The organism is Janthinobacterium goodfellowi (assembly GCF_051380695.1).
In the GTDB taxonomy this organism is placed as follows: domain Bacteria; phylum Pseudomonadota; class Gammaproteobacteria; order Burkholderiales; family Burkholderiaceae_D; genus Janthinobacterium.
Genome location: NZ_JBNYXN010000001.1, coordinates 1,498,404 through 1,524,060, shown reverse-complemented (window position 1 = coordinate 1,524,060; position 25,657 = coordinate 1,498,404). Strand labels below are relative to the sequence as shown.

At 64.9% G+C, this 25,657-nt stretch carries 24 protein-coding genes and 1 pseudogene; 8 read left to right on the top strand and 17 right to left on the bottom strand.

Annotation, left to right across the window (positions count from 1 at the left end):
• The first annotated feature begins 46 nt into the window (after window positions 1-46).
• Genes ACQ4WQ_RS06875 through ACQ4WQ_RS06865 form a run of 3 tightly spaced genes read left to right on the top strand, consistent with a single transcriptional unit; the run spans window position 47 to window position 1,559 of the window.
• A complete protein-coding gene (locus ACQ4WQ_RS06875) occupies window positions 47-484 on the top strand; it encodes an MbcA/ParS/Xre antitoxin family protein (RefSeq protein WP_326456022.1) in 438 nt (145 codons plus the stop codon).
• Window positions 485-486: 2 nt separating this feature from the next.
• Window positions 487-1,194 (top strand): RES family NAD+ phosphorylase, encoded by a 708-nt coding sequence (locus ACQ4WQ_RS06870; protein ID WP_436495608.1) that lies wholly within the window; start codon window positions 487-489, stop codon window positions 1,192-1,194.
• A gap of 44 nt (window positions 1,195-1,238) precedes the next feature.
• Window positions 1,239-1,559, top strand: coding sequence for a DUF2288 domain-containing protein (locus ACQ4WQ_RS06865; protein WP_326456020.1), 321 nt, complete (start codon window positions 1,239-1,241; stop codon window positions 1,557-1,559).
• A 3-nt stretch (window positions 1,560-1,562) separates the two neighbouring features.
• On the opposite strand, the gene ACQ4WQ_RS06860 is transcribed toward ACQ4WQ_RS06865, so the two are convergent.
• The 5 genes from ACQ4WQ_RS06860 to ACQ4WQ_RS06840 all read right to left on the bottom strand — a co-directional run bounded on the left by ACQ4WQ_RS06860 (window position 1,563) and on the right by ACQ4WQ_RS06840 (window position 8,606).
• Entirely contained in the window at window positions 1,563-3,704 is a 2,142-nt protein-coding gene (locus tag ACQ4WQ_RS06860) for a TonB-dependent receptor plug domain-containing protein (protein WP_436495606.1), read from the bottom strand.
• 83 nt (window positions 3,705-3,787) lie between these two features.
• Window positions 3,788-4,510, bottom strand: a complete 723-nt coding sequence (locus tag ACQ4WQ_RS06855) for an ABC transporter ATP-binding protein (RefSeq protein WP_436495604.1) — start codon at window positions 4,508-4,510, stop codon at window positions 3,788-3,790.
• Window positions 4,511-4,521: 11 nt separating this feature from the next.
• Complete coding sequence (locus ACQ4WQ_RS06850) at window positions 4,522-6,465, bottom strand: branched-chain amino acid ABC transporter ATP-binding protein/permease (RefSeq protein WP_436495602.1); 1,944 nt, start codon at window positions 6,463-6,465, stop codon at window positions 4,522-4,524.
• 7 nt (window positions 6,466-6,472) lie between these two features.
• Window positions 6,473-7,363 (bottom strand): branched-chain amino acid ABC transporter permease, encoded by an 891-nt coding sequence (locus tag ACQ4WQ_RS06845; RefSeq protein ID WP_010398938.1) that lies wholly within the window; start codon window positions 7,361-7,363, stop codon window positions 6,473-6,475.
• A gap of 85 nt (window positions 7,364-7,448) precedes the next feature.
• A complete protein-coding gene (locus ACQ4WQ_RS06840; RefSeq protein WP_046682990.1) occupies window positions 7,449-8,606 on the bottom strand; it encodes an ABC transporter substrate-binding protein in 1,158 nt (385 codons plus the stop codon).
• Window positions 8,607-8,972: 366 nt separating this feature from the next.
• Here ACQ4WQ_RS06840 and ACQ4WQ_RS06835 point away from each other — a divergent pair, with 366 nt between their 5' ends.
• The gene (locus ACQ4WQ_RS06835; protein ID WP_436495600.1) at window positions 8,973-9,881 is read left to right on the top strand and encodes a hypothetical protein; all 909 of its coding nucleotides are present in this window, start codon (window positions 8,973-8,975) and stop codon (window positions 9,879-9,881) included.
• 24 nt (window positions 9,882-9,905) lie between these two features.
• Window positions 9,906-10,313 carry a hypothetical protein gene (locus ACQ4WQ_RS06830; RefSeq protein ID WP_436495598.1) on the top strand — a complete coding sequence of 136 codons (408 nt, stop codon included), beginning with the start codon at window positions 9,906-9,908 and terminating at the stop codon, window positions 10,311-10,313.
• Between the two features lies 1 nt (window position 10,314).
• On the opposite strand, the gene ACQ4WQ_RS06825 is transcribed toward ACQ4WQ_RS06830, so the two are convergent.
• Together ACQ4WQ_RS06825 and ACQ4WQ_RS06820 are read right to left on the bottom strand one after the other, a co-directional pair.
• On the bottom strand, window positions 10,315-10,803 hold the full coding sequence (locus tag ACQ4WQ_RS06825; protein WP_436495596.1) for a tetratricopeptide repeat protein: 489 nt from the start codon (window positions 10,801-10,803) through the stop codon (window positions 10,315-10,317).
• Entirely contained in the window at window positions 10,800-12,845 is a 2,046-nt protein-coding gene (locus ACQ4WQ_RS06820) for a bifunctional 2',3'-cyclic-nucleotide 2'-phosphodiesterase/3'-nucleotidase (protein WP_436495594.1), read from the bottom strand. The genes ACQ4WQ_RS06825 and ACQ4WQ_RS06820 overlap by 4 nt, the downstream gene beginning before the upstream one ends.
• Before the next feature lie 202 nt (window positions 12,846-13,047).
• Here ACQ4WQ_RS06820 and prfB point away from each other — a divergent pair.
• The 3 genes and pseudogenes from prfB (at window position 13,048) to lysS (ending at window position 16,404) form a co-directional block, all read left to right on the top strand.
• Window positions 13,048-14,152, top strand: a protein-coding gene (gene prfB / locus ACQ4WQ_RS06815; RefSeq protein ID WP_139143151.1) for a peptide chain release factor 2 whose coding sequence is annotated in 2 segments (ribosomal slippage) — window positions 13,048-13,128 and window positions 13,130-14,152 — 1,104 coding nt in all. Because the reading frame shifts where the segments join, the coding sequence is not laid out codon by codon here.
• Between the two features lie 2 nt (window positions 14,153-14,154).
• Window positions 14,155-14,709 (top strand): annotated as a pseudogene (locus ACQ4WQ_RS06810) (HAD family hydrolase); the annotation flags it as partial.
• Window positions 14,710-14,874: 165 nt separating this feature from the next.
• Window positions 14,875-16,404 (top strand): lysine--tRNA ligase, encoded by a 1,530-nt coding sequence (gene lysS, locus ACQ4WQ_RS06805; protein ID WP_436495976.1) that lies wholly within the window; start codon window positions 14,875-14,877, stop codon window positions 16,402-16,404.
• A gap of 72 nt (window positions 16,405-16,476) precedes the next feature.
• Here the strand turns inward: lysS and ACQ4WQ_RS06800 are convergent, their stop codons facing one another.
• The 10 genes from ACQ4WQ_RS06800 to ACQ4WQ_RS06755 all read right to left on the bottom strand — a co-directional run bounded on the left by ACQ4WQ_RS06800 (window position 16,477) and on the right by ACQ4WQ_RS06755 (window position 25,497).
• Window positions 16,477-17,478, bottom strand: coding sequence for a Gfo/Idh/MocA family protein (locus ACQ4WQ_RS06800; protein ID WP_436495591.1), 1,002 nt, complete (start codon window positions 17,476-17,478; stop codon window positions 16,477-16,479).
• A 12-nt stretch (window positions 17,479-17,490) separates the two neighbouring features.
• Window positions 17,491-18,513, bottom strand: coding sequence for a porin (locus ACQ4WQ_RS06795; protein ID WP_436495589.1), 1,023 nt, complete (start codon window positions 18,511-18,513; stop codon window positions 17,491-17,493).
• A gap of 35 nt (window positions 18,514-18,548) precedes the next feature.
• On the bottom strand, window positions 18,549-19,508 hold the full coding sequence (locus tag ACQ4WQ_RS06790; protein WP_436495587.1) for a 2-hydroxyacid dehydrogenase: 960 nt from the start codon (window positions 19,506-19,508) through the stop codon (window positions 18,549-18,551).
• A 19-nt stretch (window positions 19,509-19,527) separates the two neighbouring features.
• On the bottom strand, window positions 19,528-20,514 hold the full coding sequence (locus ACQ4WQ_RS06785; protein ID WP_436495585.1) for a sugar kinase: 987 nt from the start codon (window positions 20,512-20,514) through the stop codon (window positions 19,528-19,530).
• Window positions 20,511-21,257 carry a sugar phosphate isomerase/epimerase family protein gene (locus tag ACQ4WQ_RS06780; protein WP_436495583.1) on the bottom strand — a complete coding sequence of 249 codons (747 nt, stop codon included), beginning with the start codon at window positions 21,255-21,257 and terminating at the stop codon, window positions 20,511-20,513. The genes ACQ4WQ_RS06785 and ACQ4WQ_RS06780 overlap by 4 nt, the downstream gene beginning before the upstream one ends.
• Window positions 21,254-21,988, bottom strand: coding sequence for an amino acid ABC transporter ATP-binding protein (locus tag ACQ4WQ_RS06775; RefSeq protein ID WP_436495581.1), 735 nt, complete (start codon window positions 21,986-21,988; stop codon window positions 21,254-21,256). The genes ACQ4WQ_RS06780 and ACQ4WQ_RS06775 overlap by 4 nt, the downstream gene beginning before the upstream one ends.
• On the bottom strand, window positions 21,975-22,625 hold the full coding sequence (locus tag ACQ4WQ_RS06770) for an amino acid ABC transporter permease (protein WP_326458334.1): 651 nt from the start codon (window positions 22,623-22,625) through the stop codon (window positions 21,975-21,977). Before ACQ4WQ_RS06770 ends, ACQ4WQ_RS06775 begins: the two co-directional genes overlap by 14 nt.
• 1 nt (window position 22,626) lies before the next feature.
• The gene (locus ACQ4WQ_RS06765; RefSeq protein WP_436495579.1) at window positions 22,627-23,319 is read right to left on the bottom strand and encodes an amino acid ABC transporter permease; all 693 of its coding nucleotides are present in this window, start codon (window positions 23,317-23,319) and stop codon (window positions 22,627-22,629) included.
• A gap of 90 nt (window positions 23,320-23,409) precedes the next feature.
• A complete protein-coding gene (locus ACQ4WQ_RS06760; protein ID WP_070219948.1) occupies window positions 23,410-24,216 on the bottom strand; it encodes a transporter substrate-binding domain-containing protein in 807 nt (268 codons plus the stop codon).
• A gap of 213 nt (window positions 24,217-24,429) precedes the next feature.
• Entirely contained in the window at window positions 24,430-25,497 is a 1,068-nt protein-coding gene (locus ACQ4WQ_RS06755) for a LacI family DNA-binding transcriptional regulator (RefSeq protein WP_436495576.1), read from the bottom strand.
• Window positions 25,498-25,657: the final 160 nt, after the last annotated feature.

Sequence of the window (25,657 nt, the reverse complement as noted above, 5' to 3'; positions counted from 1 at the left end):
AGGAGTATAAACAATCCATAAACAGAGTTTTATTGAAGGATATATCATGAATCTCGCCTACGCCTACCCCAAGAGCCGCTTCGAGCCGGCCATCCTCGTCGACCTGAACGCCAAAGCCGAGCGCGAGCGATTGTCGCAGGCGGCATTAAAGGGTTTTTTCAAGCTGGCCGCCGCGTGGAAACTGCGCGACGACGATGCGCGCGAATTGCTGGGCGGCCTGTCCAGCAGCGCCTGGTACGAGTGGAAGAAGCACCCGGACCGGGTGCTGGAAGTGGACCGCATCACGCGCATTTCCTATTTGCTGGGCATCTACAAGGCCTTGCACATCCTGTACGGCGACAAGCTGGCCGACGAATGGGTAAGTTTGCCCAACAAGAACCCGATCTTCGGCGGACGCACGCCCCTGTCGCAGATGCTGGCCGGCGGCTTGCTGGCCATGCAGACCGTGCGCAAGCTGCTCGACGCGCGCCGCGGAGGACTGTGATCGTGCCGGCCGCCGCGAATTCCACCCTGCCGCCGCTGGCCGCCTTGCGCCAGATCGACACCTGCCGCCTGATCCCGTCGCGCTTCGCCGACATGGAGGATTCCGTGCTGGCGCCGCTGGCCGAGGACGACGACCACCTGCGCGAGCTGTTCGAGCTCGATAACGCCACCAACGCGCGCCTGGTGGCCGAGTACGGCGGCGCGCCAGGAATTGGCGTGGACGAGCTGGTTTTTGGCGTGCCGCACTTTCGCATCATCAACGCCGCCTACACGTATGCCCGCCCGGAAGGGGCGCGCTTCAACGATGGCGAACGGGGCGCCTGGTATTGCGCCTTCGACATGCCCACGGCGCTGGCAGAAATCATTTTCCACAAGACCGTGGAATACCAGGAAATCGATTACTTTGACGACAGCGCCAGCTACCAGTCGCTGCTGGCCGATTTTTCCGCCAGCTTCCACGACCTGCGCGGCCAGGAACGCTACCAGGCTTGCCTGGACCCGGCCAGCTACATCGCCTCGCAAGACCTGGCCGCCATCCTGCTCGAGGCCGGTTCCATGGGCGTGATCTTCCCCAGCGTCCGGCACGCCAGCGGCACCAACCTGGCCTGCTTCCGCCCCGCCCTCGTGGGCAATGTTCGCAAAGGTGCCGCCTATCGGTTAACATGGCAGGGTACGCCGACGCCGCACGTGGAAGCCTTGCCAGGCAAATAAACCGCGCGCAACGGCACCCGACTCACCGCAACTTGATATTTCGCATGCAAACCAATCCTGAAAAAGACACCGAACTGCGCCTCAAAGTGAACAGCGAAACGGCCCGCCTGGCCTGGAGCGAACTGGAAAAGCACTTCGCCCAAGGCAATGTCGTCTGGGTCGCCAACGAGCTGGACCTGGTCGAAGTGGCCGTGCGCATCTCGCACGACGACAAGGCCACCATCACGCAATGGATGGTCGACGGTAAGGTCGCCAAGGTCTCGGACCAGCAGGCGCTGGACTGGCAAGCGGCCGATGCGTCCCTGTGGGCCGTCGTCGTCAGCCCGTTCATCCTGGTGCAGCAGGAAAAGCCCACCAAACACTGATGCCTACAGGCTGCGCTCGAACATCAGGCGCAGCGACGCGCTGCCGTCCAGGCGCGTCACGCTGTCGCTGCGTCCCGGCCCATCCACATAGGATTGCCCTTGCAACTGCTGCTGGTGCAGCAGGTTGGCCGCCGACAGGCGCACGCGCGTTTTCGCGTCCGGCTGCCACAACGCATATGCGTCGAGCGTGCGCTGCACGCCCGCATGGCTGCTGGCGTGCGCATCGAGCCGCGCCAGCCCGCCCGTCTGCACGTGCAGATTGCCGCCCATACTCATCTTCGGCGAGAGCCGGCAGTCGAGTCCCAGGTTGAGCGTGGCCGGCACCTGGCCCGCCAGGCGGTTGCCGGGTCCCGGCACGGCGGCGACGCTCGACCAGTTGCGTCCCGCGTTGGCGCGCACGTCGAGATCGGGCGCCTGCGCCCACCAGGTCCGCAGGGGGAATTTCACATCCATCTCGATGCCGCGCACCGTGGCCGTGCCATTGTTGAACGGGCTGGCCGTCCAGACGCCATCGTGCTGGAACAAACGCTGCACGGTGACGTCGCTGATGCGCCGCGCGTAGCCCGACAGGCTGGCCACGCCGCTCTTGCCGAAATAGCTTTCCCAGGCCGCGTCCAGGCCCCACGCCAGTTCCGGGCGCAGGTCGGGATTGCCCTGGAAATCGGGATTGTTGGCGCTGTTGCCATTGTTGATGGTGTAACGGCGCGGCACCAGGTTGCGCGTGGCGGGCGCCTTGTAGGTGCGCGCCAGCGCCAGCCGCAGCTGGTCGCGTTCCTGCTGCGGCAACTTCCACAGCAGCTGCGCCACGGGGCTCCAGACCTTGGCCCGCGTGCGCACTGCGCTCAGGGTGCGGCCCTCGGTCGCCGTCTGCAGTCCCTCCCAGCGCACGCCCGCATACATTTGCAGGCGCGGCGTCACGTCCCATTCATCCTGCGCATACAGGGCCAGGCGCCGCACGTCGGCCATATAGTCTTCATCGAGCGCATACGGCGCGGCGCCGGCAAAATACGTGTCGCGCTGGCGACGCGACTCGCTGCGGCGTATCAGGCTGCCGTCCCAGCCCAGGCTCAGGGCATGGCCGCCGCCCAGCCTTCCCAGGTATTTGCCGCTGCTGTTGACGCTATCGTCAATGGCGTCGGAGACCACGCCACGCAGCAGCAGGGGCGCACCACCGGCCGCATCGCCATGGAAAACGTAATCCGTATCGCGCCGGTTGTGGTTGACGCCCAGTTTGGCCGTCAGCTTGCCCGCCGCCCCCAGCGAATGCGCCCAGCTCACGTCGCTGCGCGCGGAAAACACGCTCGCTTGCGAAGTGGCGCCATTGCGCGGATACGCCGTGGGCATGCCCAGCAAGGCCGTTTCGCTGGCCACGCCGTCAAACCCCGTGCGGTACCAGTCCAGCAGGCTTTGCCAGGTGATGGCGTCGCCATTGTCCAGCGTCCAGTGCAGGCGCGGCGTCAGGCTGGCCTTGTTGACGGACGAGGCATTGCGCGTGCGCGTGTCGCGCAGCGCCAGCGGCGTGCCGGCGGGATCGGACATCGTTTCCACCGTCCCTCCCGCCACGTCATCGGCCGTGCGCTCGACCGCCCCCGTCAGCGAATAGGCGAAACCGGGCAGCTTGTCCGCCACGCGCAAGGACGCGGCAGGCTGCCAACGGCCATCCTGCCGGCCCGCGCCCAGCTTCCATTCACGCTCGGCGCCGCTGGCGCCCTTGCGCAAGACTACGTTGATGCTGCCGGCGACGGCTTGCATGCTGTATTCGGCCGTCGCGCTGCGCAGGATCTCGATGCGCTCGATCATCTCAGGGGCGATCGATTCGATGGAAAAACCGGGCGGCGCCGGTTCGCCGTTGATCAGCATTTGCGTGTAGCCGGCGCCCAGGCCCCGCATGCGCACCTCGCCGCCGACGACGGAGACGCCGGGCTGGCGCTTCAGGGCCGCCGCCAGGCTGCCGTCGCCATATTGGGCAAGATCGTCGCGGCTGACGATGATTTTCGCGGCCGTGTCGTCGCGCCGCTGCTGCAGGCCGCTGGCGGCGGTAATGTCAACTGTCTGCAGCGGCGCCTCCCCGGCGCAGGCAACGGCGGGCAAGAGCAGGTAAAAGAGCGGGGGAAAAAACAGGGGAAACGGGCTGGCGCTGCGCATGAGACCTTTTCTACACTGCGGGAAAGGAAGCGCGCAGTGTAGAGGATTTGACAATGCGCAGCAAGCGCCTTGTCAGGCCATGTTCAATGCCCGCCGCCCAGGTAGGCCGCGATCACCTTCGGATCCGTCTTCAGGCTTTCGGCCGGCCCGTGCACGGAAATGCTGCCGTTTTCCAGCACGTAGCCGTAATCGGCCACGTTCAGCGCGGCGGCGGCGAATTGCTCGACCAGCAGCATGGTCACGCCTTCCGCTTTCAGGCGCGTGATGATGCGGAAGACTTCTTCCACCAGGATCGGCGCCAGGCCCATCGACGGCTCGTCCAGCAGGATCACTTCGGGATTCAGCATCACGGCGCGGGCCATGGCCAGCATCTGCTGCTCGCCGCCCGAAAGCGTGCCGGCCAGCTGGTCGCGCCGCTCCTTCAGGCGGGGAAACAGCTCCAGGGCCTTGTCCAGGTCGCCCTTGATGTCGCCTTTCGGGCGCGCGCGCGTAAAGCGGGGGAAGGCGCCCAGCAGCAGGTTGTCCGTCACCGACATCGAGGCGAAAACTCTGCGCCCTTCCGGCGAATGGGCCAGGCCGGCGCGCGCGATGCGGTGCGAGTCGAGGCCCGTGACGTCCTTGCCGCCCAGGGTGACGGTACCGGATTTGGGTTTGAGCATGCCGGAAATGGCGCGCATGGTGGTGGTCTTGCCGGCCCCGTTCGAGCCGATCAGGGTCACCAGCTTGCCCTTCGGGACCTCGAGCGAAATGCCGTGCAGGACTTCGACTTTGCCGTAGGCGGCGTGCAGATTGGAGATAGTCAGCATGATGGATCCTCTCAGTGCGCCGCTGGCGCCAGGGTTTCGGCGCTGCCGCCCAGGTAGGCTTCGATCACTTTCGGATCGCTCTGGACAAGCGCGGGCGCGCCCTCGGCGATCTTCTGGCCGAAGTCCAGCACCGTCACCACGTCCGACAGGGCCATCACCACGTCCATGTGGTGCTCGATCAGGATGATGGTGATGCCGTGCTCGCGGATCTTGCGGATGATGGCCATCAGTTCCTTGATGTCGGGCGCCGTCAGGCCCGCCGCCGGCTCATCGAGCAGCAGCAGGCGCGGGTTGAGGCCCAGCGCGCGGCCGATTTCCAGCAGCCGCTGCTTGCCATACGGCAGATTGCGCGCCTCTTCATTGGCCAGGTCGGCCAGGCCGACGAATTCGAGGATGCTGGCGGCCCGCTCGCGCGCCGCCGTCTCTTCGCGCTTGTAGCGTGGCGTGTGCAGCATCACGTCCAGCACATTCGATTTGAAGGTGTTGTGCAAGCCCACCAGCACGTTCTCGGTGGCCGTCATCTCGCCGAACAGCTGCACGTTCTGGAAGGTGCGCGCCACGCCGCCGAGCGCGATTTCGGACGGCGTGCGGCCGGAAATGACGGCGCCGGCAAATTCCACCTTGCCCGCCGTCGGCTTGTAGATCCCCGTCAGCACGTTCATCATGGTGCTCTTGCCCGAGCCGTTCGGCCCGATCAAGCCGTGCACGGAACCCTGCGTGACGTTCAAGTCCACCTGGTTCAGCGCCTTCAGGCCGCCGAACTGCATCAGCGCCTGGTCCACGCGCAGCAGGGCTGCGCCCTGCTGCCCGCCCTGGGCGTGGTCGAACGGCGCTACGCCGTGCGAAGCGACGGCCTGCACATGGCCCCGGCCCTTGCCGATAAAGCTCATCAAAAAGCCCACGATGCCGTCCTGCAGGTAGTACACGACGAACAGGGTCATCAGGCCGAAGATGGTCAAACGCCAGTCGACCATGTTTTCCAGCTTGTAGGAAAACGCGGCCAGGCCGATGGTGGCCGCCAGGGGCACGAGCACGCCGCGCACGGTGGAGCGTTTTTTCGCCAGCATGAAGGCGGACCCGATCACGCCCAGCACGGCGGCGGACACGGCGATCTTGCGGAACAATTCGATGTCCGACAGGAGGCTGGGCAGCATGACGACGATCAGGGCGCCGATCAGGGCGCCCGAACGCGTCTTGCGTCCGCCCATGATGACGGCCAGCAGGAACAGGATCGTCAGCTCGAAGTTATAGGTATTCGGCGAAATGTATTCTTCCGAATATGCGTACAGGCTGCCGGCCAGGCCCGCGAAACCGGCGCTGATGACGAAGGCGTAGACCTTGTAGCGGTAGACGGACACGCCCATGCAGTCCGAGGCGATGGGACTGTCGCGCAGCGCCTCGAAGGCGCGCCCCAGGTTCGACTTCAGGATGCGGTGCACGACGACGAGCGAAATGACCATCAGCGCGGCCACCATGTAGTAATACTCCACTTCCGTCAGTTTGTGGCCGAACAGGACGGGTTTGTGGATCTTGATGCCCATCGGGCCTTCCGTCAGGAAGCTCATCTCGTTGATCAGGATTTGCACGATGGTGCCGAAGGCCAGGGTCACCATGGCCAGGTAGGGTCCCGTCACGCGCAGGGCCGGCAAGGCCAGGATGGCGCCGAACAGGGCCGCGCCCGCGATACTGGCGGGGATGGCCAGCCAGAACGGCGCGCCCAGCTTGAACACCAGCACGCCCGTGGCGTATGAGCCGATGCCGAACAGGCCCGCATGGCCCAGCGACACCTGCCCCGTGTAGCCGACGACGATATCGAGGCCGAACAGCAGGATGGCGTAAATGAGAATGGTCTCGGCCAGGTGGATGTAATACGGATTCGGAATGACGACGGGGAACAGCACGAGCGCGGCCAGGCCCGCCGCGCTCAGCGCCAGCATGGTGATTTTCTTGTTCATGTGGTCCTCAGACTTTCTTGATCGCGGCTTTGCCGAACAGGCCGGACGGCTTGACGGCCAGCACCAGCAGCAAGAGCAGCAGGCCGGGCACTTCCTTGTAGCCGGTGGAAATGTAGTAGCCGGTGGTCGTTTCCGCGATGCCCAGGATCAGGCCGCCGACGATGGCGCCCACGCCCGACGTCAGGCCGCCGATGATGGCCACGGCAAACGCTTTCAGGCCCAGCGAGGCGCCCATGGTGGCTCCCGTCAGGGTCAGCGGCGCCACCAGCACGCCCGCGAAGGCCGCCGTGGCCGACGACAGCGCATAGGAAAAGGTGATGACCATGCCCGTGTTGATGCCCATCAGACCGGCCGCGTCGCGGTCGTTGGCCGTCGCCACGACGGCCTTGCCGTAGATCGATTTGCGGTTGAATACTTCGACGGCCAGCATGATGGCCAGCGCGCCGACGATGACGGCCACCTGCATCTGCTGCACGTTCGCGCCAAACACCTGGAACGGCGCGGCCGACAGCGGCGACGGGAACATCAGGTCATCCTTGCCCCAGATGTTTTCCGCCACGTTCTTGAAAATGATGGCCAGCGCGATGGTCGACATGATCCAGCCGAATTCGGACTTGATCTTGATGGCGGGCCGCACGCCTATCCATTCGACGAACACGCCCTGCAAGGCGCCGAAGACGATGACGATGGGGATCATCAGCAGGTAGCTCATGTAAGGGCCGCCGTGGATGGTGCCCACCAGGGACAGGCCCACGAGCGCGCCCAGCATCAGCGATTCGCCCTGGCCGAAATTGAGGGTGCCGGACGTGGCAAAGGTCAGCTGGTAGCCGAAGGCGATGACGGCATAGATCATGCCCAGCGCGATGCCGCTGAAGACGAGCTGCAGGAAGATTTCCATGGTGTTCCCCGAAGGATGGAAGATAAAAAAATGGCCAGTCCTGATTCCTCAAGGCTGGCCACTGCGCGACGAATGTCTGCCAGGCTTATTTCGCGAGGACGACTTTGCCGTCCTTGACTTCACCGAAGACCGTCAGGTCGGCCGTGATCGCTTCATGGTTGGTCTTGCTGAACGGCTTGTTGTAGGTGGTGACGGCGCCTTCCACCTTCTCATTCAGGTTTTCCAGCGCGGCGCGCACTTTCGGGCCGTCCGTGCCGCCCGCCTGGGTGATGGCCGCGGCCAGCAGGTAGATGGAATCGTAGCCTTGCGCGGCCGAGACGGCCGACGGCATGCGTCCGCCCGACGGCTTGTAGGCGGCCACATAGGCGTCGATGAAGGCCTTGCGCTTCGGCGTGCTGGCGTCCTGGATGAAGGTTTGCGGCATGCGCGTGCCATTGCCGTTCTTGCCCGCGTTGTCGATGAAGTTACCCATGGCCAGGGTCCAGCTGCCGATCAGCGGCACTTTCCAGCCCAGTTTTTCCATGCCGTTGGCGATCTGCGCCAGTTCCGGGCCGATGCCGTAGGTCAGCACGACTTCCGCCCCCGCCTGCTTGGCTTTCAGCAGCTGGGCCGTCATGTCGACGTCCTTGATGTTGTATTTTTCAACGACGACGGGCTTGATGCCCTTCTTGTCGAGCGCCTTTTCCAGGTCTTCGCGGCCCAGCTGGCCATAGTTGGTGGAGTCGGCCAGGATCGCCACTTTCTTGAATTTGCGGTTCTCGATCGCTTCATGCACGATCATGCCGGACTGGATGGTGTCATTGGCCGCATTGCGGAAGATGTAGTTTTCCGGCTGGTCGGCGAACTGTTTGGTGACGATGGAACCCGTCGCCACATTGTTCATCACGGGAATTTTCGCTTCCTGGTAGAAGCGCTGCGAAGCCAGGGCCACGCCCGTGTTGATGTAGCCGACGGTGGCGGCGACCTTTTCCTTGTTGATCAGTTCCTGGGCGATCTGCACGCCGCGTTCGTTCTTCGCTTCGTCATCGCGCTCGATCAGCAGCAAGGAACGGCCCAGCACGCCACCTTTGGCATTGATTTCCGCGACGGCCAGCTTGACGCCGTCGCGCATCGACACGCCCATCGGCGCGGAACCGCCCGTGAACGGTCCGGACACGCCGATCTTGATGGGGTCGGCTGCGACTGCCGCCTGCGAGAAACCCAAAACCAAACTTGCTACGAGCAATTTCTGTTTCAAATTCATTGTCATCTCCTCTGCTACAACGTTTTAAATGCCACTTATTTTTATAGTCGTACGCTGGATAACCGCCCCATCGATAAATCATTGTAGGTGAGTAAACATGCCCCAGCAACAACTACATGTGACGCGTCGCAGCATGCGAAAAAGACTACATTACCCGTCCGATGTCAGTCTTTTGTAAGGAAAATATGACGCAAATTGGAACACACTGCACCATTTGGCAACAGTGCTGCCACCGATGCGGGGCCGCCGGACGACTTCACAGCGTGCTGATCTGACGCAATACTGCCATTGCTCAGCATGCTAACGTCGGCCATGCCAGCGCGTGCGCGCCGGCCCCGTCAGCCACTGCTACCGCATGGAGGCCATATGCAGCGCCCGTCGAACCCGTCCATTCCCCACCTGCTACTTGCCGCCAGCGCCAGCCTGCTGCTGGGCGGCTGCGCCACCAACCTGGCGCCCGTGCGCAGCTTCGCCGACCAGACGCAAAAGATGTCGGTCCACTTCGAACCCATGCTGGCAGGCGGCGTCCACAGCTGCATGGACAAGGCCATGCGCAAGCGTCTGATCCTGGCCGAGCGTTTCGATGCGCAAGCGAGCGAACAGGCGGCGCGCGCCGATTGCGCCGCGATCGCGCAGGCCAGCGCGTCGATCGCCAGCCTGAACGACGTCCTGTTGCGCTATGCCCAGACCATGGCTGCGCTGGCCGATGACAAGCTGCCCGTCTACAAGGAAGAGTTTTCCGGCCTGGGCGATGCACTGGGCGGCCTGGCGCAGCCGGGCGCCGGCGCGCCCCTGCTCGATGCGGACAAGCTGGCCAAGGTCGTCAAGCTGAGCGAGCACCTGACCCGCCTGGCCACGCAGCGCCGGCAGAAATCGGCCTTGCGCGAATTGCTCGAGGAGCAGGAAGCCGTCGATATCGTCAGCAATGCGCTCAAGGAGTATGCGCAGCGCAGCTACCGGGCCGGCTTGCAGGACGAATTGCGCGACCTGGACCTGCTGCGCGGCGCCGTCGACAAGGCCGCGCCGCGCGAACCGCTGGCCGCCAACTACATCCGCACGCGCTTGCACCTGGAAGGCGGGCAACTGCGGGAGAGGGAAAAGATCGTCGCCGCGTATGTCGCCGCCGTCGACGCGCTGCAAGCGAGCGTGGCGGCGCTGCGGGCCAATTTCGACCGCCTGCAGGCGCCCGAACTGGAGCGGCAGCTGGCGCAGTTTTCACGCGACGTCGAGACGCTGCAGCGGCAAGCGACCTTCCATGCGCCCGCCCGCTGGTAAACGACAGGCCCACCGGAGAATCCCATGGCCCCACTGACCGAACTGACGAAAGAGCAAAGCTACGCCATCGCCGACAGCCTGGCGCAAGCGTCAAGCCTGGTGCTGGAATTGCGCATCCGCGAACGGGAAGCGCTGGCGCCGGACGAACGCGCGCTGCTGGAACAATATGAAAACCACCTGGACCAGATGGTGGCCCTGTTCCGCGCGTACGGCATTTACCTGACGGCCGAAGGCGCCGAGCAGGCGCGCGGCGACATCGAAGGCGCCATCGCCAAGGGCAAGTCACAGCTCAAGCGCATCGCCGACATCAAGGCGGCCATGGCCACGGCTGCCAGGCTGGTCGACCTGGGCGCCGCCATCTTGTCGCGCGACCCGTTCGCCATCGGCGAGGCGGCGGCCAGCCTGCGGGCCAGGCCGAAGGCATCCGCGTAGATCACGGCTCGGCGGCGCGGTGCCCCATCGCATGCGTGGCCATCTTCAGGTACAGGAAGGACTGCTCCTCGCTATGCGCATAGCCCATCTGCCCTTCGGCCAGGGCGACGGATTTCTGCTGCAGCGCTTCCGGGTAGTCCAGGTCGCAGGCGGCGTCGAGCCAGAAACGCGCCCGGGCTTCGTCGGTATCGAGCAGCATGTTCGCCACGATGAACATGGCGGGCGCCACGCCGCGCTGCGCGGCCAGTTCCAGCCAGCGCAGCGCGGCCACGGCGTCCCGCGGCCCGCCCATGCCGTTCTTGAGCATCAAGCCCAGATAGTACGCGGCGGGGCCGCTGCCCTGCCCCGCCGCCTGTTCGAACAGGGCGCGCGCCTGCGGCTGGGTCGCTACTCCCGCGCGCATCAAGACCTTGGCCCGGGCCGTGGCATCAGGCGCGGCCACCACGGGCGACGCCAGCGCGGCGGCCAACAGCAAATTTACCAGCATCATTTTGACAAATCGAGCTGGTACAGCGCAAAGCCCTTGCCCGCGCCATCGTCAGCTTTCAGCTGTGTCACGTTGTCGATGCCCGCCGCTTTGGCCAGGTCTATCACGTTCGGCGCCGAGTGGAACACCACCGGGCCTTTCGTGGCAACCTTGGCGAAGCGCCAGCTGCGCGCCGAGCCGTTTTTCGCGCGCGTCAGGTTTTTCTGCTGCGTCACATACGCGATCAAGAGTTCGCGGTTGTTGTCGGGCGAAGCCACCACCGTCTTGCTGCCGTCGAGGCCAGGGAAATTGCCGCCGCCGCTGGCGCGGTAGTTATTCGTCGCGATCAGGAATTCCTGCGCCGCGTCTACAGGTTTACCCTTGTAGGTCAGCGCCTGGATACGCCGGCCCGGCGGCTGCGTGACGTCGATCTGGTAGCGCAGGTCGGCGCTGGTGATCGTATCGAAGTTGTAGCTTGGATGGGCCGTGTTGACCAGTTCCTGTGCTTCCGGCTTGTTGGGGTCGATGGTGTTGAAGCGCCGCGCCGACTGTTCCAGCCAGGCCTTCAGGTCCGCGCCGTTCATCTTCACGCCATACAGCGCGTTCGGATACAAATACAGGTCGGCCGCATTATTCAGCGCCACGTTGCCCGCCTTGACGTCCGTGTAGTCGGATACCCCTGCCGAGCCACTCTTGAACGGCGACGACATCGACAGCACGGGCAAGTGCGCGTATTGCGGCAAGTTCGCCTTCACGTACGCGGCCAGATAGCCCGATTGCGCCTGGTTCACCACTTCGATGGCGCTGACGTCGCCCACGTCGGCGAAATACGTCGACATGCGGAAATCCGTGGCGCCGACCGGTGTCTGCACGTAGGCGATCGTCGCCGCGTGCTCCTCGGCCACCAGTGTGGCGATGGCCGCATCGGGAGTGACATAACTCTTGTCCGCATTCTGGATGCCGCGCGCTTCCACCGTGGTGGCGCTCTTGTCGACCACCCATTGCTTGCCGTCGTGGCGCAGGCGCAGGCCGATCACGCCCAGGTGCTTGCCCCACAAATTGGCCATCACGGTGGGCACGCCATTGACCAATCCCCTGACCTTGTCAACGCCGGGCAAATTAAACTGCGGCACCGTGCTGGCGGCGTTCGGGAACAGCTGGTGCGAGTGGCCGATCAGCATGGCGTCCACGCCCGGCACTTGCGACAGGTAGTAATTGCCGTTTTCCATGGTCGGCGAGTACGGACTGTCATCGAGACCGCCGTGCGAAATGGCCACCACCAGCTCGGCGCCTTTCGCGCGCATCTCGGGAATGAATTTTTCCGCAGTCTCGCGCACGCCCTGCGTGTAGACGCGCCCTTCCAACCAGCGCTTGTCCCAGGCCATGATGGTGGGCGGCGCGAAGCTGATGATGCCCACCTTCACGCTGCTGGTCACCGGTTTTCCATCGGGACCGGTCGCCGTGATCTGCTTGTCGATGATGTGGTACGGCGCAAACAGGGGCTTGCCCGTCCTGGCGCTGTAGACGTTGGCCAGCACTTGCGGGAACGCGGGACCGGCGCAGCGCGGTTTGCCGGCATCGACGCTGTCGACGTCGAAGCGGTTGCCCGTCACCTGGCTCAAAAACGCCAGGCCGTAGTTGAATTCATGGTTGCCGATGCCGCCGCCGTCCACCTTCAACAGGTTCATGGCCTTGTAGATGGCCAGGGTCTGGTCGCAGGCCAGCGGTTTGACCAAGGCCTGGTAGTCGGCCAGGGCCGTTCCCTGGATGGTGTCGCCGTTGTCGAGCAGCAGATTGTTCGGGAATTGGGCACGCGCCTGCGCGATCAGCGCCGCCGTGCGTTCCAGGCCGATCGACGGCTCCGCCTGCAGCTTGTAGTAATCGTAACTGAGCACATTCGCGTGCAAGTCCGTCGTCTCCAGCAGGGCCAGGGTGGCGCTGCTGCCGGCCGGCGCGGCCGATGGCGCCGGGGCGGATCCCGTGGCGGCGGGCGGCAAGGCGCCGCAGCCAGCCAGCAGCAGCGGTAACAGGGCGAGACGGGGCAGTTGACGCAGGGGGTGGCGCATGAGATGTTCCTGTGGAAAGACAATATCGCCAGCATCATACGCAGCACGATAGCCATCATCAAGGCAAAAATATTGTCGCAAATACAGCAAAATACGCATTTTATTGCCCCGCGCGGCCGCAATTGCGCCGCGGCGGCAGCGGAAACGCGCCGCGCTCGCGTATAATTCAGGGTTTGATTTCACCATAGAAGACCAGAACATTATGGAAGCCGAACGCATCAATATCATCTCCGCCCTGCTCAACGACCTGACGGTCCGCGAAGCCGAACTTCGGAGGTATCTTTGACTTCACTGTCAAGTCGGAGAAACTAGAGCAAGTCAACGAAGAGCTGGAAGATCCCACCGTCTGGAACGATCCCAAGCGCGCCCAGGACCTCGGTAAAGAGAAGAAGGCGCTGGAAGCGATCGTCTTCACCCTGGCCAAGGCCGATGCCGACCTGCGCGACACCCGCGACCTGTTCGACATGGCCCGCGAAGAAGGCGACGACGAGACGCTCGAAGCGATCGAGCAGGACGTGCAGGAAATCCGCAAGGTCATCGAAAGCATGGAATTCCGCCGGATGTTCAACAATCCGATGGACCCGAACAACTGCTTCATCGACATCCAGGCCGGCGCCGGCGGCACGGAAGCCCAGGACTGGGCCTCGATGCTGCTGCGCCAGTACCTGCGCTATTGCGAACGCAAGGGTTTTAAAGTTGAAATCCTCGAGCAGTCCGACGGCGAGGTCGCCGGCATCAAGACGGCCACTTTGAAGGTCGAGGGCGATCACGCCTACGGCTTCCTGCGCACGGAAACGGGCGTGCACCGCCTGGTGCGCAAGTCGCCATTCGACTCGGCCAACGGCCGCCACACGTCGTTTACGTCGCTGTTCGTGTATCCGGAAGTCGACGATTCGATCGAGATCGACGTCAATCCGGCCGATATCCGCGTCGATACCTACCGCGCGTCGGGCGCCGGCGGTCAGCACATCAACAAGACCGACTCCGCCGTCCGCATGACCCATGCGCCGACCGGCATCGTGGTGCAGTGCCAGAACGACCGTTCGCAGCACCGCAACCGCGCCGAAGCGATGGAAATGCTGAAAGCGAAACTGTACGAGCATGAACTGCGCAAGCGCATGAGCGAACAGCAAAAGCTGGAAGACTCGAAGACGGACGTGGGCTGGGGCCACCAGATCCGCTCCTACGTGCTGGACCAGTCCCGCATCAAGGACTTGCGCACCGGTTTCGAGACGGGCAATACCAAGGGCGTGCTCGATGGCGACATCGACGACTTCATCTCCGCCTCGCTCAAGCAAGGCGTATAAGGATGAATGCATCCGCTCCGGTGCCGACGCAGCGCGCCTTCCTGTTCGACATGGATGGCACGATCGTCGACAACATGGCCTTCCACACGACATCGTGGCTGGCGTTCTTTGAACGCCACGGCCATGCGCTGAACGCGGACGCCTTTTTCCGCGACACGGCGGGACGGCAGGGACACGAAATCATCGCCAAGTACCTGGGCGAGGATGCCGACCACGTCACCCTGCTGGCGGAAAAGGAAGTCGTCTACCGCGAACTGTATGGCCCGCACCTGGCCACGGTCGCCGGTTTCGACCGGCTGGTCGCCAGCGCGCGCCAGGCCGGCGTCGGGCTGGTGGTCGGCACGGCGGCGCCAGACGAGAACATCGCGTTCACCCTGGATGGCCTGGACCTGCGCCACCGCTTCGACGCCATCGTCGGCGCCGCCGACGTGGAACGGGGCAAGCCGCACCCTGACGTGTTCCTGAAAGGCGCGCAGCTGGCCGGCGCGCTGCCTGAGAACTGCATCGTCTTCGAAGACGCGCCCCTGGGCGTGGAAGCGGCGCGCCGTGCCGGCATGCGCGTCGTGGTACTCACCACCACCCTGCCGGCCGACGCGTTTGCCGCCTTCGACAACGTCATTGCCATCGTGCCGGATTTCTCCTCGCTCGACGTCGACGCACTGTTTGCCAGCGTGGCGCCAGCGCTGGCACCACATCATCAATCATCACCAACGAAGAACACCATGACTACGGATATCCAAGAACAAGCCGCCGCCCCCGATGAAAACAAGATCATCGCCGAGCGCCGCGTCAAGCTGGCCGCACTGCGCGAACAAGGCGTCGCCTTCCCGAACGATTTCCGCCCCGAGCACAAGGCGGCCGACCTGCACGCGCAATACGGCGGCAAGACGCGCGAAGAGCTGGAAGCCGAACCTGTCACGGTGGTGCTGGCCGGCCGCATGATGCTCAAGCGCGAAGCGGGCAAGAAAGCCGCTTTCGCCACCCTGCAGGACGCTTCCGGCCCGAAGGCCGACGGCCGCATCCAGATCTACGCCACGCTTGATCTCACCGGCGAAGCGGCCATGGCCGCCCTGCACCACTATGACCTGGGCGATATCCTGGGCGTGACGGGCACCCTGTTCAAGACCAAGACGGACGAGCTGACCATCAAGGTCACGCAACTGCGCCTGATCACCAAGTCGCTGCGCCCGCTGCCGGACAAATTCCACGGCCTGGCCGACCAGGAAACGAAGTACCGCCAGCGCTACGTCGACCTGATCATGAACGAAGAGACGCGCCGCACCTTCAAGGCCCGTACCGCCGCCATCTCGTCGATCCGCCGCTTCATGGAAAAGAACGAGTTCATGGAAGTGGAAACGCCGATGCTGCACACGATTCCGGGTGGCGCGGCGGCCAAGCCCTTCATCACGCACCACAATGCGCTCGACATGCAGATGTTCCTGCGCATCGCGCCCGAGCTGTACCTGAAGCGCCTGGTCGTGGGCGGCTTCGACCGCGTGTTCGAGATCAACCGCAACTTCCGCAACGAAGGCGTGTCGATCCGTCACAACCCGGAATTCACGATGATGGAATTCTACGCGGCCTACACCGACTACAAATGGCTGATGGATTTCACGGAAGCCGTCATCCGCCAGGCCGCCATCGACGCGCACGGCACCGCCACCCTGACCTACGGCGGCCGCGAACTCGATTTGGCAAAACCGTTCCACCGCCTGACCATCGTCGAAGCGATCAACAAGTACGCGCCGGGCTACACGCCGGAGCAGTTGAACGATGCGGACTTCATCAAGGAAGAGCTGAAGAAATTCGGCGTCAAGCCGTTCGCCACGGCCGGCCTGGGCGCGCTGCAACTGGCGCTGTTCGAAGAGACGGCTGAAGCGCAGCTGTGGGAACCGACCTACATCATCGACTATCCGGTCGAAGTGTCGCCGCTGGCGCGCGCTTCCGACACGGTGGCCGGCATCACCGAACGCTTCGAGCTGTTCATGGTGGGCCGCGAAATCGCCAACGGCTTCTCCGAGTTGAACGATGCGGAAGACCAGTCGGCACGCTTCCTGGCGCAAGTGGCCGCCAAAGACGCCGGCGATGAAGAGGCGATGTTCTACGACGCCGACTACATCCGCGCGCTGGAATACGGCATGCCGCCAGCCGGCGGCTGCGGCATCGGCATCGACCGCCTGATGATGATCATCACGGATTCGCCGAACATCCGCGACGTCCTGCTGTTCCCGCACCTGCGCCGCGAAGAATAATCACGGACGCCAGCCGATAAAAAGCCGCCTGATTTTGCGATCAGGCGGCTTTTTTACGTCTGTCGCAGGCCGTCAATCGGCCAGGGTCACGCGCTGGTGGCTGCGGCTCGCTTGCTGCGCCGCCAATGCCGTCGCCAGCGCGCGCATGCCGTCGTCGCCCGTGGCTGCCGGCTGCCCTTCGCCACGCATGGCGCGCTGGAAGGCGCGCACCGAGCGCACGTACAGGTTTTCGTGCTCGACGGGGATGTCGATGCTGCCGCCGTCGCGCGTCAGGCTGATGCTGCCGACGGGGCGCTGCGTCATCACGCCGGTGGCGAAGATGGTGCCCTTGCTGCCGATGATTTCCACGCCGGACAGCGAATACGGCGCGTTGAACGCGTCGTGCACCTGCACCAAAGTGCCGTTGTCGAACTCGATGACGGCCATCAGGCCCTCTTCCAACCCGGCCACCGTCATGCCGCCGCTGGTGGCGCAGGCGGTGACGTGGCGCGGCTCCGATTCGAGCAGGAAGCGCAGGGTGTCGACGTCGTGCACGAACATGTCGAGGGTGACGCCGCCCGACTCCGGCGCATCCAGGCGCCAGCCGCGCAGGTGCTGCGGCAGGTTGTTCGCGTGCAGCACGCGGCCATACAGGGGCTGGCCGATCTCGCCCGCGCGTATCAGCTCGCGCACCTTGCCGTGGCTGGCGGCGTTGCGCAAGTGGTGGTTAATCCCCAGCACCACGCCCGCCTCGGCGCAGCCGTCGACCATGCGGCGGGCGTCCTCAAGGTTCAGCGCCAGCGGCTTCTCGCACAGCACGTGCTTGCCCGCGCGCGCCGCCTGCAAGGTCTGCGCCATGTGCCATTCGTTGGTGGTGCTGATGTACACGGCGTCCGCGCCAGGATGGGCCAGCGCCGCATCGAGGTCGGTATAGCTGGCGGCGATGCCGAACTGCGCGGCAAAGGCGGCGCCGCGCGCGGCGTCGCGGCTGACCACGGCCAGCACTTCCGCGTCGCCCTGCTGGCGGATCGCGTCGACCATCCATTCGCGCGCCACGGTGCTGGCGCCGACCAAAATCCATCCGATTTTCTTCATTCGATTCTCCCGTTAAAAAGTGTGGCGCAGGCCGAGGTTCCAGGCCTGGTTGCCGGTGCCGTTGTCGGTGGCGTTGCCCACCAGGTAGGCGGCGCCATTGCGGTTGTCGATGTGCGCGTAGGCCGCGTACAAGGTGCTGCGCTTCGACAGCGCATACGTGTAGCCGATGCCGATCTGGGAAGCGTCGCCGTTGGCGGCGCGCCGATCGTCGCGCCGCACGTACGAGAACAGGACGCGGTGCGGGCCCACCGGCAAGGTGGCGCCCAGCATCAGGTCCGCGCTGTCGACCGTGGTGGCGGCGCCCGCCATGCTCTTGCTGACGGCCACGGCGCCATGCGCCTTGACCACGCCGAAGTCCCAGGTGGCACCCAGCACCGTGTTGCGCGACCTGCCCGTCACCAGGGCGCTTGACAGGGTGTTGGCGTCCTGGTGCGCCAGGCGCAGATACAGCGGTCCGCTGGCATAGGTGGCCGCCGCGCCCGTGTAGCGCCTGGCCGACGCGTCGCCGGGCACCTCGCCGAAGCCGTACGCCAGTTCGCCGGAAAGCCCGCCGCGCACGGGCGAACTGTAGGTGATGCTGTTGTCGACGCGGCTGATGTAGCCGGCCGTGAAGACATTGCTCATCCTGCCGGCAAAACCCAGGTAAAACGGGTCCAGCACGCCCAGGCTGCTATCGATGAAGGTGTACTGGCGGCCCAGCCGCAAGGTGCCCGCCGCACCGGCGAGGCCGACGAAGGCCTGGCGCCCGAACAGCAGGCCGCCCTGTGCCGAAGCGCCCGTGTCGGCCAGGATGCCCGCATCCATCGTAAAGATCGCCGTCATGCCGCCGCCCAGGTCTTCGCTGCCCTTGAAACCCAGGCGCGAGCCGTTGGCGATGCCGCTGGTCAGCTTGAGTACCCTGCCCCCGGGACCGCCGCTCTCGGACACCACGCCCAGGTCCGCGATGCCGTACATGGCCACGTTCGACTGCGCCGCGCACAGGCCGCCGCAGGCGCCCGCGCCGATGATCATTGCCCTTGCTACCTTGTTCTTCATTTCTTTCCCTGTCTGTCTTTTTATGGATACTGTTCTTAACTGACCAGGTGGCGCGGCCGCTCGCCGCGCAGGCCGGCCAGCAGGTTGTCCACGGCCTGCTGCGCCATGGCGTAGCGCGTTTCATGCGTGGCCGAGCCGATGTGCGGCAGCGCCACCACATTGGCCATGTGCGGCAGCGGATTGTCCGGCGCCAGCGGTTCGCGCTCGAACACGTCCAGGCCGGCGCCGTGGATGGTGCCCTGCTGCAGCGCCTCGATCAGCGCCGCCTCGTCGACGATGCGCCCGCGCGAACCGTTGATGAAGATGGCGCCGGGACGCATCAGCGCGAACTCGCGCCGGCCCATCATGCGTTCCGTCTGCGCCGTCAGCGGCAGTACCACGCAGACGAAATCGGAGCCGGCCAGCAGCTCGTCGAGCGCCACCTGGCGCGCGCCCAGCGCCGCTTCCACCTCGGGCACCGCTTCGCCGTTCACGTACAGCACCTGCATGCCGAAGCCCAGCGCGGCGCGGCGGGCGACGGCGCGGCCGATGCGGCCCATGCCCAGCATGCCGATGGTCTTGCCATGCACGTTGACGCCGTACTGGCTCTCGCCCACGCTGCGCGTCCAGCGCCCGGCCTTGACGAATTCGGCCAGCTCGACGACGCGCCGCGCGCTGGCGAGGATCAGCGCGAAGATCGTGTCGGCCGTCGTTTCTGTCAGCACATCGGGCGTATTGGCCAGCAGGATGCCCCGTTCGCGCAAGTAGTCGACGTCGAACTGGTCGACGCCCACCGAAATGGTGGAAATAATGCGCAGGTCGACGGCCGGGTCCAGCAGTTCGCGGTCCAGGCGCACGCTGGCGCCCAGCAAGCCATGCGCGCCACGGATCGCGGCGGCGAACGCGGCGCGGTTGCCCGCGTCGATCGCCTCGAAATACGTCACCTCGCATTCGGCGCGCAGGCGCGCCAGCAGCGGCTCGGCCAGCTTTTTATACACAACCACATGTTTTTTCACGAGTGTTCCCCTGTTCGGTTCAAGATTGGCCTAGCGCGTCGAGCTGGGCGCGGGTCGGCAAGCCTTCCATGTCGCCGGCCACCTGGATGGCGAAGGCGCCAACGCGGTTGCCCCGCCGTACCGCCTGCGCCAGCGGCAAGCCTTCCAGCAAGGCGCTGACCAGGCCGGCCGCGAAGCCGTCGCCGGCCCCCACCGTGTCGACCACGTTGTCCACGCGCTCGCCCGGCACCATGCCGCTGTCGCCGTCGGCCGTGCGGTAATAGGCGCCCTCGGCACCCAGCTTGATGACCACCAGCCGCGCGCCTTGCTGCAGATAAAAGCCGGCGACGTCGTGCGGCAAGTCATGGCCGGTGAGGATTTTCCCCTCCCCCAGGCCGGGCAGCACCCAGTCGGCCCTGGAGGCAAGGCGGTTGATCTGTTCCACCATGACGGCTTGCGACGGCCACAGCGAGGGCCGCAGGTTCGGATCGAACGACACAGTCCGGCCATGCTCGCGCATGAAGTCGATGGCCTGGCCGGCGAACGCCAGGCTGGTCTGGGACAGCGCCGCGGCCACGCCCGTGGCGTGCAGGTGGCGCGCGGACAGAAAATAGGCGGGGTCGAAGTGCTCGGGCGCCAGCCGGCTGGCGGCGGAACCCTTGCGGAAGTATTCGACCAGCGGATCGGCGCCGTTCTCGGCCTTTTCCTTGAGCAGGAAGCCGCTGGACTGGCCGGCGACGGCGGCGACCCGGCTGCAATCGACGCCTTCGGCCTGCACGCTGGCGCGGATGAAGCGGCCGAACGAGTCATCGCCCACGCGGCTGAGCCAGCCGACTTTCAAACCGAGGCGCGCCAGGCCGATGGCGACATTCGTCTCGGCGCCGGCCAGGCGGCGCGTGAAATGCGCCACGGCCGCCAGGTCGCCCGTTTCCTCGGCAACGAACATCGCCATCGCTTCGCCGTAGGTGACGACGTCGAGCGCGTGCCCCCCTTGAATTTCCTTTTGGCGCAGGTCTTGTTCCCTCATGCGGCCTCCAGCATCTGGATATAGCGGCCCGTTTCAGCCACCAGGTCGGTAGCCTCCAGCGGGAATTCGATGGCCCGCTGCACGCCCGGCGCAAAGTGCGCAAAAACGGCGCGCCAGGCCGGATCGGCGTCGGAAACGGCGCAGGCGGACAACCGCCCCCCGTCATCCTGGACGGCCTTGCAGTGCACGTAGCGCACATACGGCGCCAGCAGGCGCGCCGCCTGCTGCGCATCCTCGCCCACCCAGCGCCAGTTGCCGATGTCGAAGGTCAGCCCCACAGGCAGCCCGATGTCGCGCGCCGCCGCCAGGAAGCGCGCCATAGTCGCCAGCTTGCCGCCATGAGCCGTCTGGTCGTTCTCCACCAGCAGCGCCACGGGCGCCGCCGCCAGCCGGGCTTTCAAGGCTGGCAAGTCCGGCGCGGCCGGGTAATGGCCCAGCGACACCTTCAGGTAGCGCGCCCCCAGGCGCGCCGCCTCGTCCAGCATCTGCTGCTGCAGCTCCTGCCGCAGCAGCCCGTCCGCGTCCCACAATTCGATGGGCGTGGAATACACGCAGTACAGGCCGCGCGCGGCCACCGCCGCGCCCATGCGCGCCAGGTCCGGCAAGTCGGAGGTGAACAGTTCGCGGCGGATCTCGATGCCGGCGCCGCCCGCATCGGCCACCACGTCGATGAAATGGCTTTGGCCCAGCTGCCTTACCCTGCTTGCGCCATAAGCCGACGCCGCCACCAAAACGGGGCTCATTTGATCGCTCCCGCGCCGACGAACTGGCGCGCTTCGGGCGTTTGCGGATTGCTGAAAAACGCTTCCGACGCCCCGCTTTCCCACACCAATCCCTGGTGCATGAAGACGGTGACGTCGGCCATGCGCCGCGCGAACTCCATCTCGTGCGTCACCAAGAGCATCGTCATGCCGGCCTGCGCCAGCTCTTCCATCACCTTCAGCACTTCCTGCGTCAGTTCCGGGTCGAGCGCCGACGTCACTTCGTCGAACAGCATCACCTGCGGCTCCATCGCCAGCGAACGGGCGATCGCCACGCGCTGCTGCTGGCCGCCCGACAGCTGCTCGGGATAAGCCTCGCGCTTGTGGTCCAGGCCCACCTGCTTGAGCACGCGCAGCGCCGTGGCGCGGCCCTGGGCGTCGGGCACCTTCTTGACGATGCGCGGCGCCAGCATGACGTTTTCTTCCACGGTCAGATGCGGGAACAGGTTGTAGCTCTGGAAGACCATGCCGACGTCCTTGCGCAAGTCGAGCAGGTGCTCCTGGCGCGCCGTCAGCGTATGGCCGGCCACGGCGATGCTGCCGCTGTCGATGGTTTCCAGGCCGTTGATACAGCGCAGCATGGTGCTCTTGCCGGAGCCGCTGCGGCCGATCACGGCGATCACCTGGCCCCGCTCGACGGCGAACGAGACGCCCTTGAGCACGTGGTTGGCGCCGAAGCTCTTGCTGATATTGTCGATTTCAACGATGGGCATGGAATTTCCTTTCCAGTGAATGGCTGTAGCGCGACAGCGGATAGCACATCGCGAAGTAGATCAGGGCGACGACGGGGAAGACGATGAAAGGCAGGAAGGTCGCGTTACTGACCAGTTGTCCTGCCCGCGTCAGTTCCACCACGCCGATGATCGAGGTGATCGAGGTGTTCTTGATGATCTGCACCATGAAGCCCACCGTCGGCGGCAGCGAATGGCGCAGCGCCTGCGGCAGGATGACGTAGCGCAGCTGCTGATAGCGGTTCAGCGCCAGCGCGGCCGACGCTTCCCACTGCTGCCGCTGCACGCCTTCGATGCAGCCGCGCCAGATCTCGCCCAGGTAGGCGCTGGCAAAGATCGTCATCGCCGCGCCGGCCGCGATGATCGGCGACAGCTTGTAGCCGAACAGGGCAAGGCCGTAATACGTCAGGAACAGCACGATCAGCACGGGCGTGCCCTGAACCAGCTGAATGTACAGGGCGCTGATGCCACGCAGGACCGGACTGCGCGCCGTGCGCAGCAGCGCCACCGCGAAGCCGGCGATGCCGCCCGTGATGAAGACGATCAGCGACAGGCCGATGGTCCAGCGCGTGGCCTCGAGCAGGAATTGCAGGTTATCCCAGGAAAAGTCACTGATCATGTCAAGCTCCCATGCGCGCCGCGCCCAGACGGCGGCGGCGTTTGAAGACGATCTGGCCCAGCACCCAGAAGCTGAAGCGGAACAGCAGGGCCAGCACGATGTACAGCACCATCACGACGATGTAGATCTCGAAGCTGCGGAAGGTTTCCGCGTCGAGCAGGTGGGCGGCGGCGGTCAGCTCTTCGGCGGAAATCGCCGACACGACGCTCGAAGCGAGCATCATCAAGGTGAACTGGCTGGCCAGCGCCGGATAGACTTTTTCCAGCGCCGGCAGCAGCACCACGTGGCGCATCATCTGCCAGCGCGTCATGCCCAGCGCCTGCGCCGCCTCGAGCTGCGACGGATGCACGGCGCCGATGCCGGCGCGCACGATCTCCGCCGCATAGGCGCCCAGATTGACCGTCATGGCGACGAGCGCCGCGCCGTTCGCGTCGAGCTGCAGGCCCAGCGACGGCAAGCCGAAGTAAATGATGAACAGCTGCACCAGGAACGGCGTGCTGCGGATGATCTCGACATACGCGCGCACCACGGCGCGGGCATAGGCGGGACCGTTCTTCAGGATGACGGCGGCGCACACGCCCACCGCCAGTCCCAGCACCATCGCCATGGCGCTCAGGCGTATCGTCAGCGCCGCGCCCCACAGCAGGCGGTCCAGCGATTGCATGACGAGTTCGAAATGAAATTCATACGGCATACTCAACTCCTTGTCTGCGTGCGCGTCCCCGGCCGCGCCACCATGGCGGCGCGCCGTGCGGACGGGCACTTTCCTATGCGGCTTGCGGTATCAGAAAGTCGGCAGCGCTGGCAGCGGCGCGCCGCTCCACTTGCGCGCAATGGCGTCGAGTTCACCGTTCAGCTTGACGTAGTAGATGAAGTTGTTGAGCCACTGGTGCAGCTCGAAGTCGCCGCGGCGCACCGCCATCGAGTTCGGCTGCAGCGAGTAGGTGAAGCGAACCTCGATCTTGCCCGCGCCGCGCGTCTTGATGATGTCGAGCGCCATCGTGCTGGGAATCGAGACGGCGTCGACCTGCTTGCTGAGCAAGGCCTGGGTGACGGTGGCGTCATCCTCGAAACGCACGATATTGGTGCCGGCCGGCGCCAGGCGGCTCAAGGCCGTATCGTTGGTGGTGCCGCGCGTCACGCCCACTTTCTTGCCCTTCAACTCGGCCAGGGCCTTGAATTTGCCGCCGACCGGCGCGACGATGGCCAGTTCGAACGCGCTGTAAGGCATGGTGAACATCAGGGTCTTGGCCCGTTCCGGCGTCGGCGCCAGGGTCGCCACGAGGAAATCGACCTTGCCCGACTCCAGCGACGGCACGCGCGACGGCGCCGTCAACGGGACTATTTCCACGGGCAGGTTCATATATTTGCCGATCAGGTTGGCGACGTCGACGTCATAGCCGACGGGCGCGCCCTTGGCGTCGATGCTGCCGAACGGCGGCGTGCCGCTGACCACGCCGATGGTCAGCTTGCCTTTCTTGATCAAGTCGCCAAGCGTCTGGGCGCCGGCATCGGCCGCCGCACCCAGGGCAAACGTTGCTGCGAGCGCGCAAGCCACGATCTTCGAATACAACAGTGTAGTCATCTTCATGCTTCAGTCTCCTGTGATCCCGGTACCGGCCTCGTCGAGGCGCTTCCGGGAATATTGTCAAATGGACGATTCAGATCGCCTCTTGCCGTGTCATATCAACTTCATGCCCAACATTGCCCTGCCTGACTATCCACGCCCCTTTCCAGCGTAAAAACAGTTTATGAAACCGGTTCCATAACTATCTCAAAAAAAAGGGCAAGGCCCTCTTTCCCGTCAACCGCCGCCCTTGCGTACTTCGTTACCCTGGGTGGAATTGCGCACAATCAACTTACCCGGCAACAACACCTCGCGCGGCGGGCATTGATCTCCCTGCAGGCGCGACAGCATGCACGTCATCGCCGAAAAGCCGATTTCATAGGTCTGCTGCTCGATCGTGCTCAGGCCCGCCAGCGGCGACCATGGCAACTCGTCAAAGCCCAGCAAGCCCACGTCCTGCGGCATGCGCAAGGCCAGGCGCTGCAGCATCAGCGCCAGCTCCAGCGCCACCATGCCGTTCGAGGCCAGCAGCGCCACGCGGCGGCCGCGCCACTGCGCCAGGCATTGCCGCACCTGCGCGTCGATGGAAGGCCGGTCGTCCAGGTCCACGGCCAGCACCTCACCCACACAGTCCGGATGCTCGGCCATCACGGCCTGGAAACCGTCGGCGCGCATCAGCCGCGAGCTGACGCCCGTCAATGGCGGCGCGACGAAGGCGATGGCGTCGAAACCCTGCTCGATCAGATGCGCGGTGGCCAGCCGGCCCGCCTGCACATTGTCCAGGCCCACGAGGTCGAAATCGGCGCCCTCGATGCGGCGGTCGACCAGCACGATGGGCATGTCCGCCTGCTGCAAGTCGGACGACTGAATATTGCGCCCCTGCGTGTTGACGATCAGCCCTTCCACGCTGTACGAGCGCAGCGCGGCCAGCGACTGCCGTTCGCGCTGTTCGTCGTTGCCAGTATTGCACAGAATCAAGGTATAGCCATGCTGCTGGCAAGCCGCCTCCACGCCTTGCAGCACGGCCACCGTGTAGGGATTGAGCATGTCGGCCACGACCATGCCGATCAGGCGCGTGCGCCCCCGCTTGAGACCGCGCGCCATCTGGTTCGGCTGGTAGCCGAGACGCGCGATGGTGCTGGCGATCTGCTGGCGGATGTTTTCGGACAGGGCATCGAGTTCGCCGCCGAGAAAGCGCGACACGCTCGTCTTCGACACGCCCGCCTCGCGCGCCACCTGGGCGATGGTCACGGGCCGTGCCGGCTCGCCGGAGGCTGTTTTTTTGCTGCCGCGTACTGAATCCAAGGGTGCTCTCCACTACCTGTTGATCTGTATATTTTTTATTTTGGAACCGGTTCCAAAGATAGCACCGGCGAATCGATGACGCAAGCGATTTGATTGCCTGTGGCGGCGAAGGAACACGATGGGGGCATGATGAAAAGGCGCCGCCCGCCCCCCCCTTGCA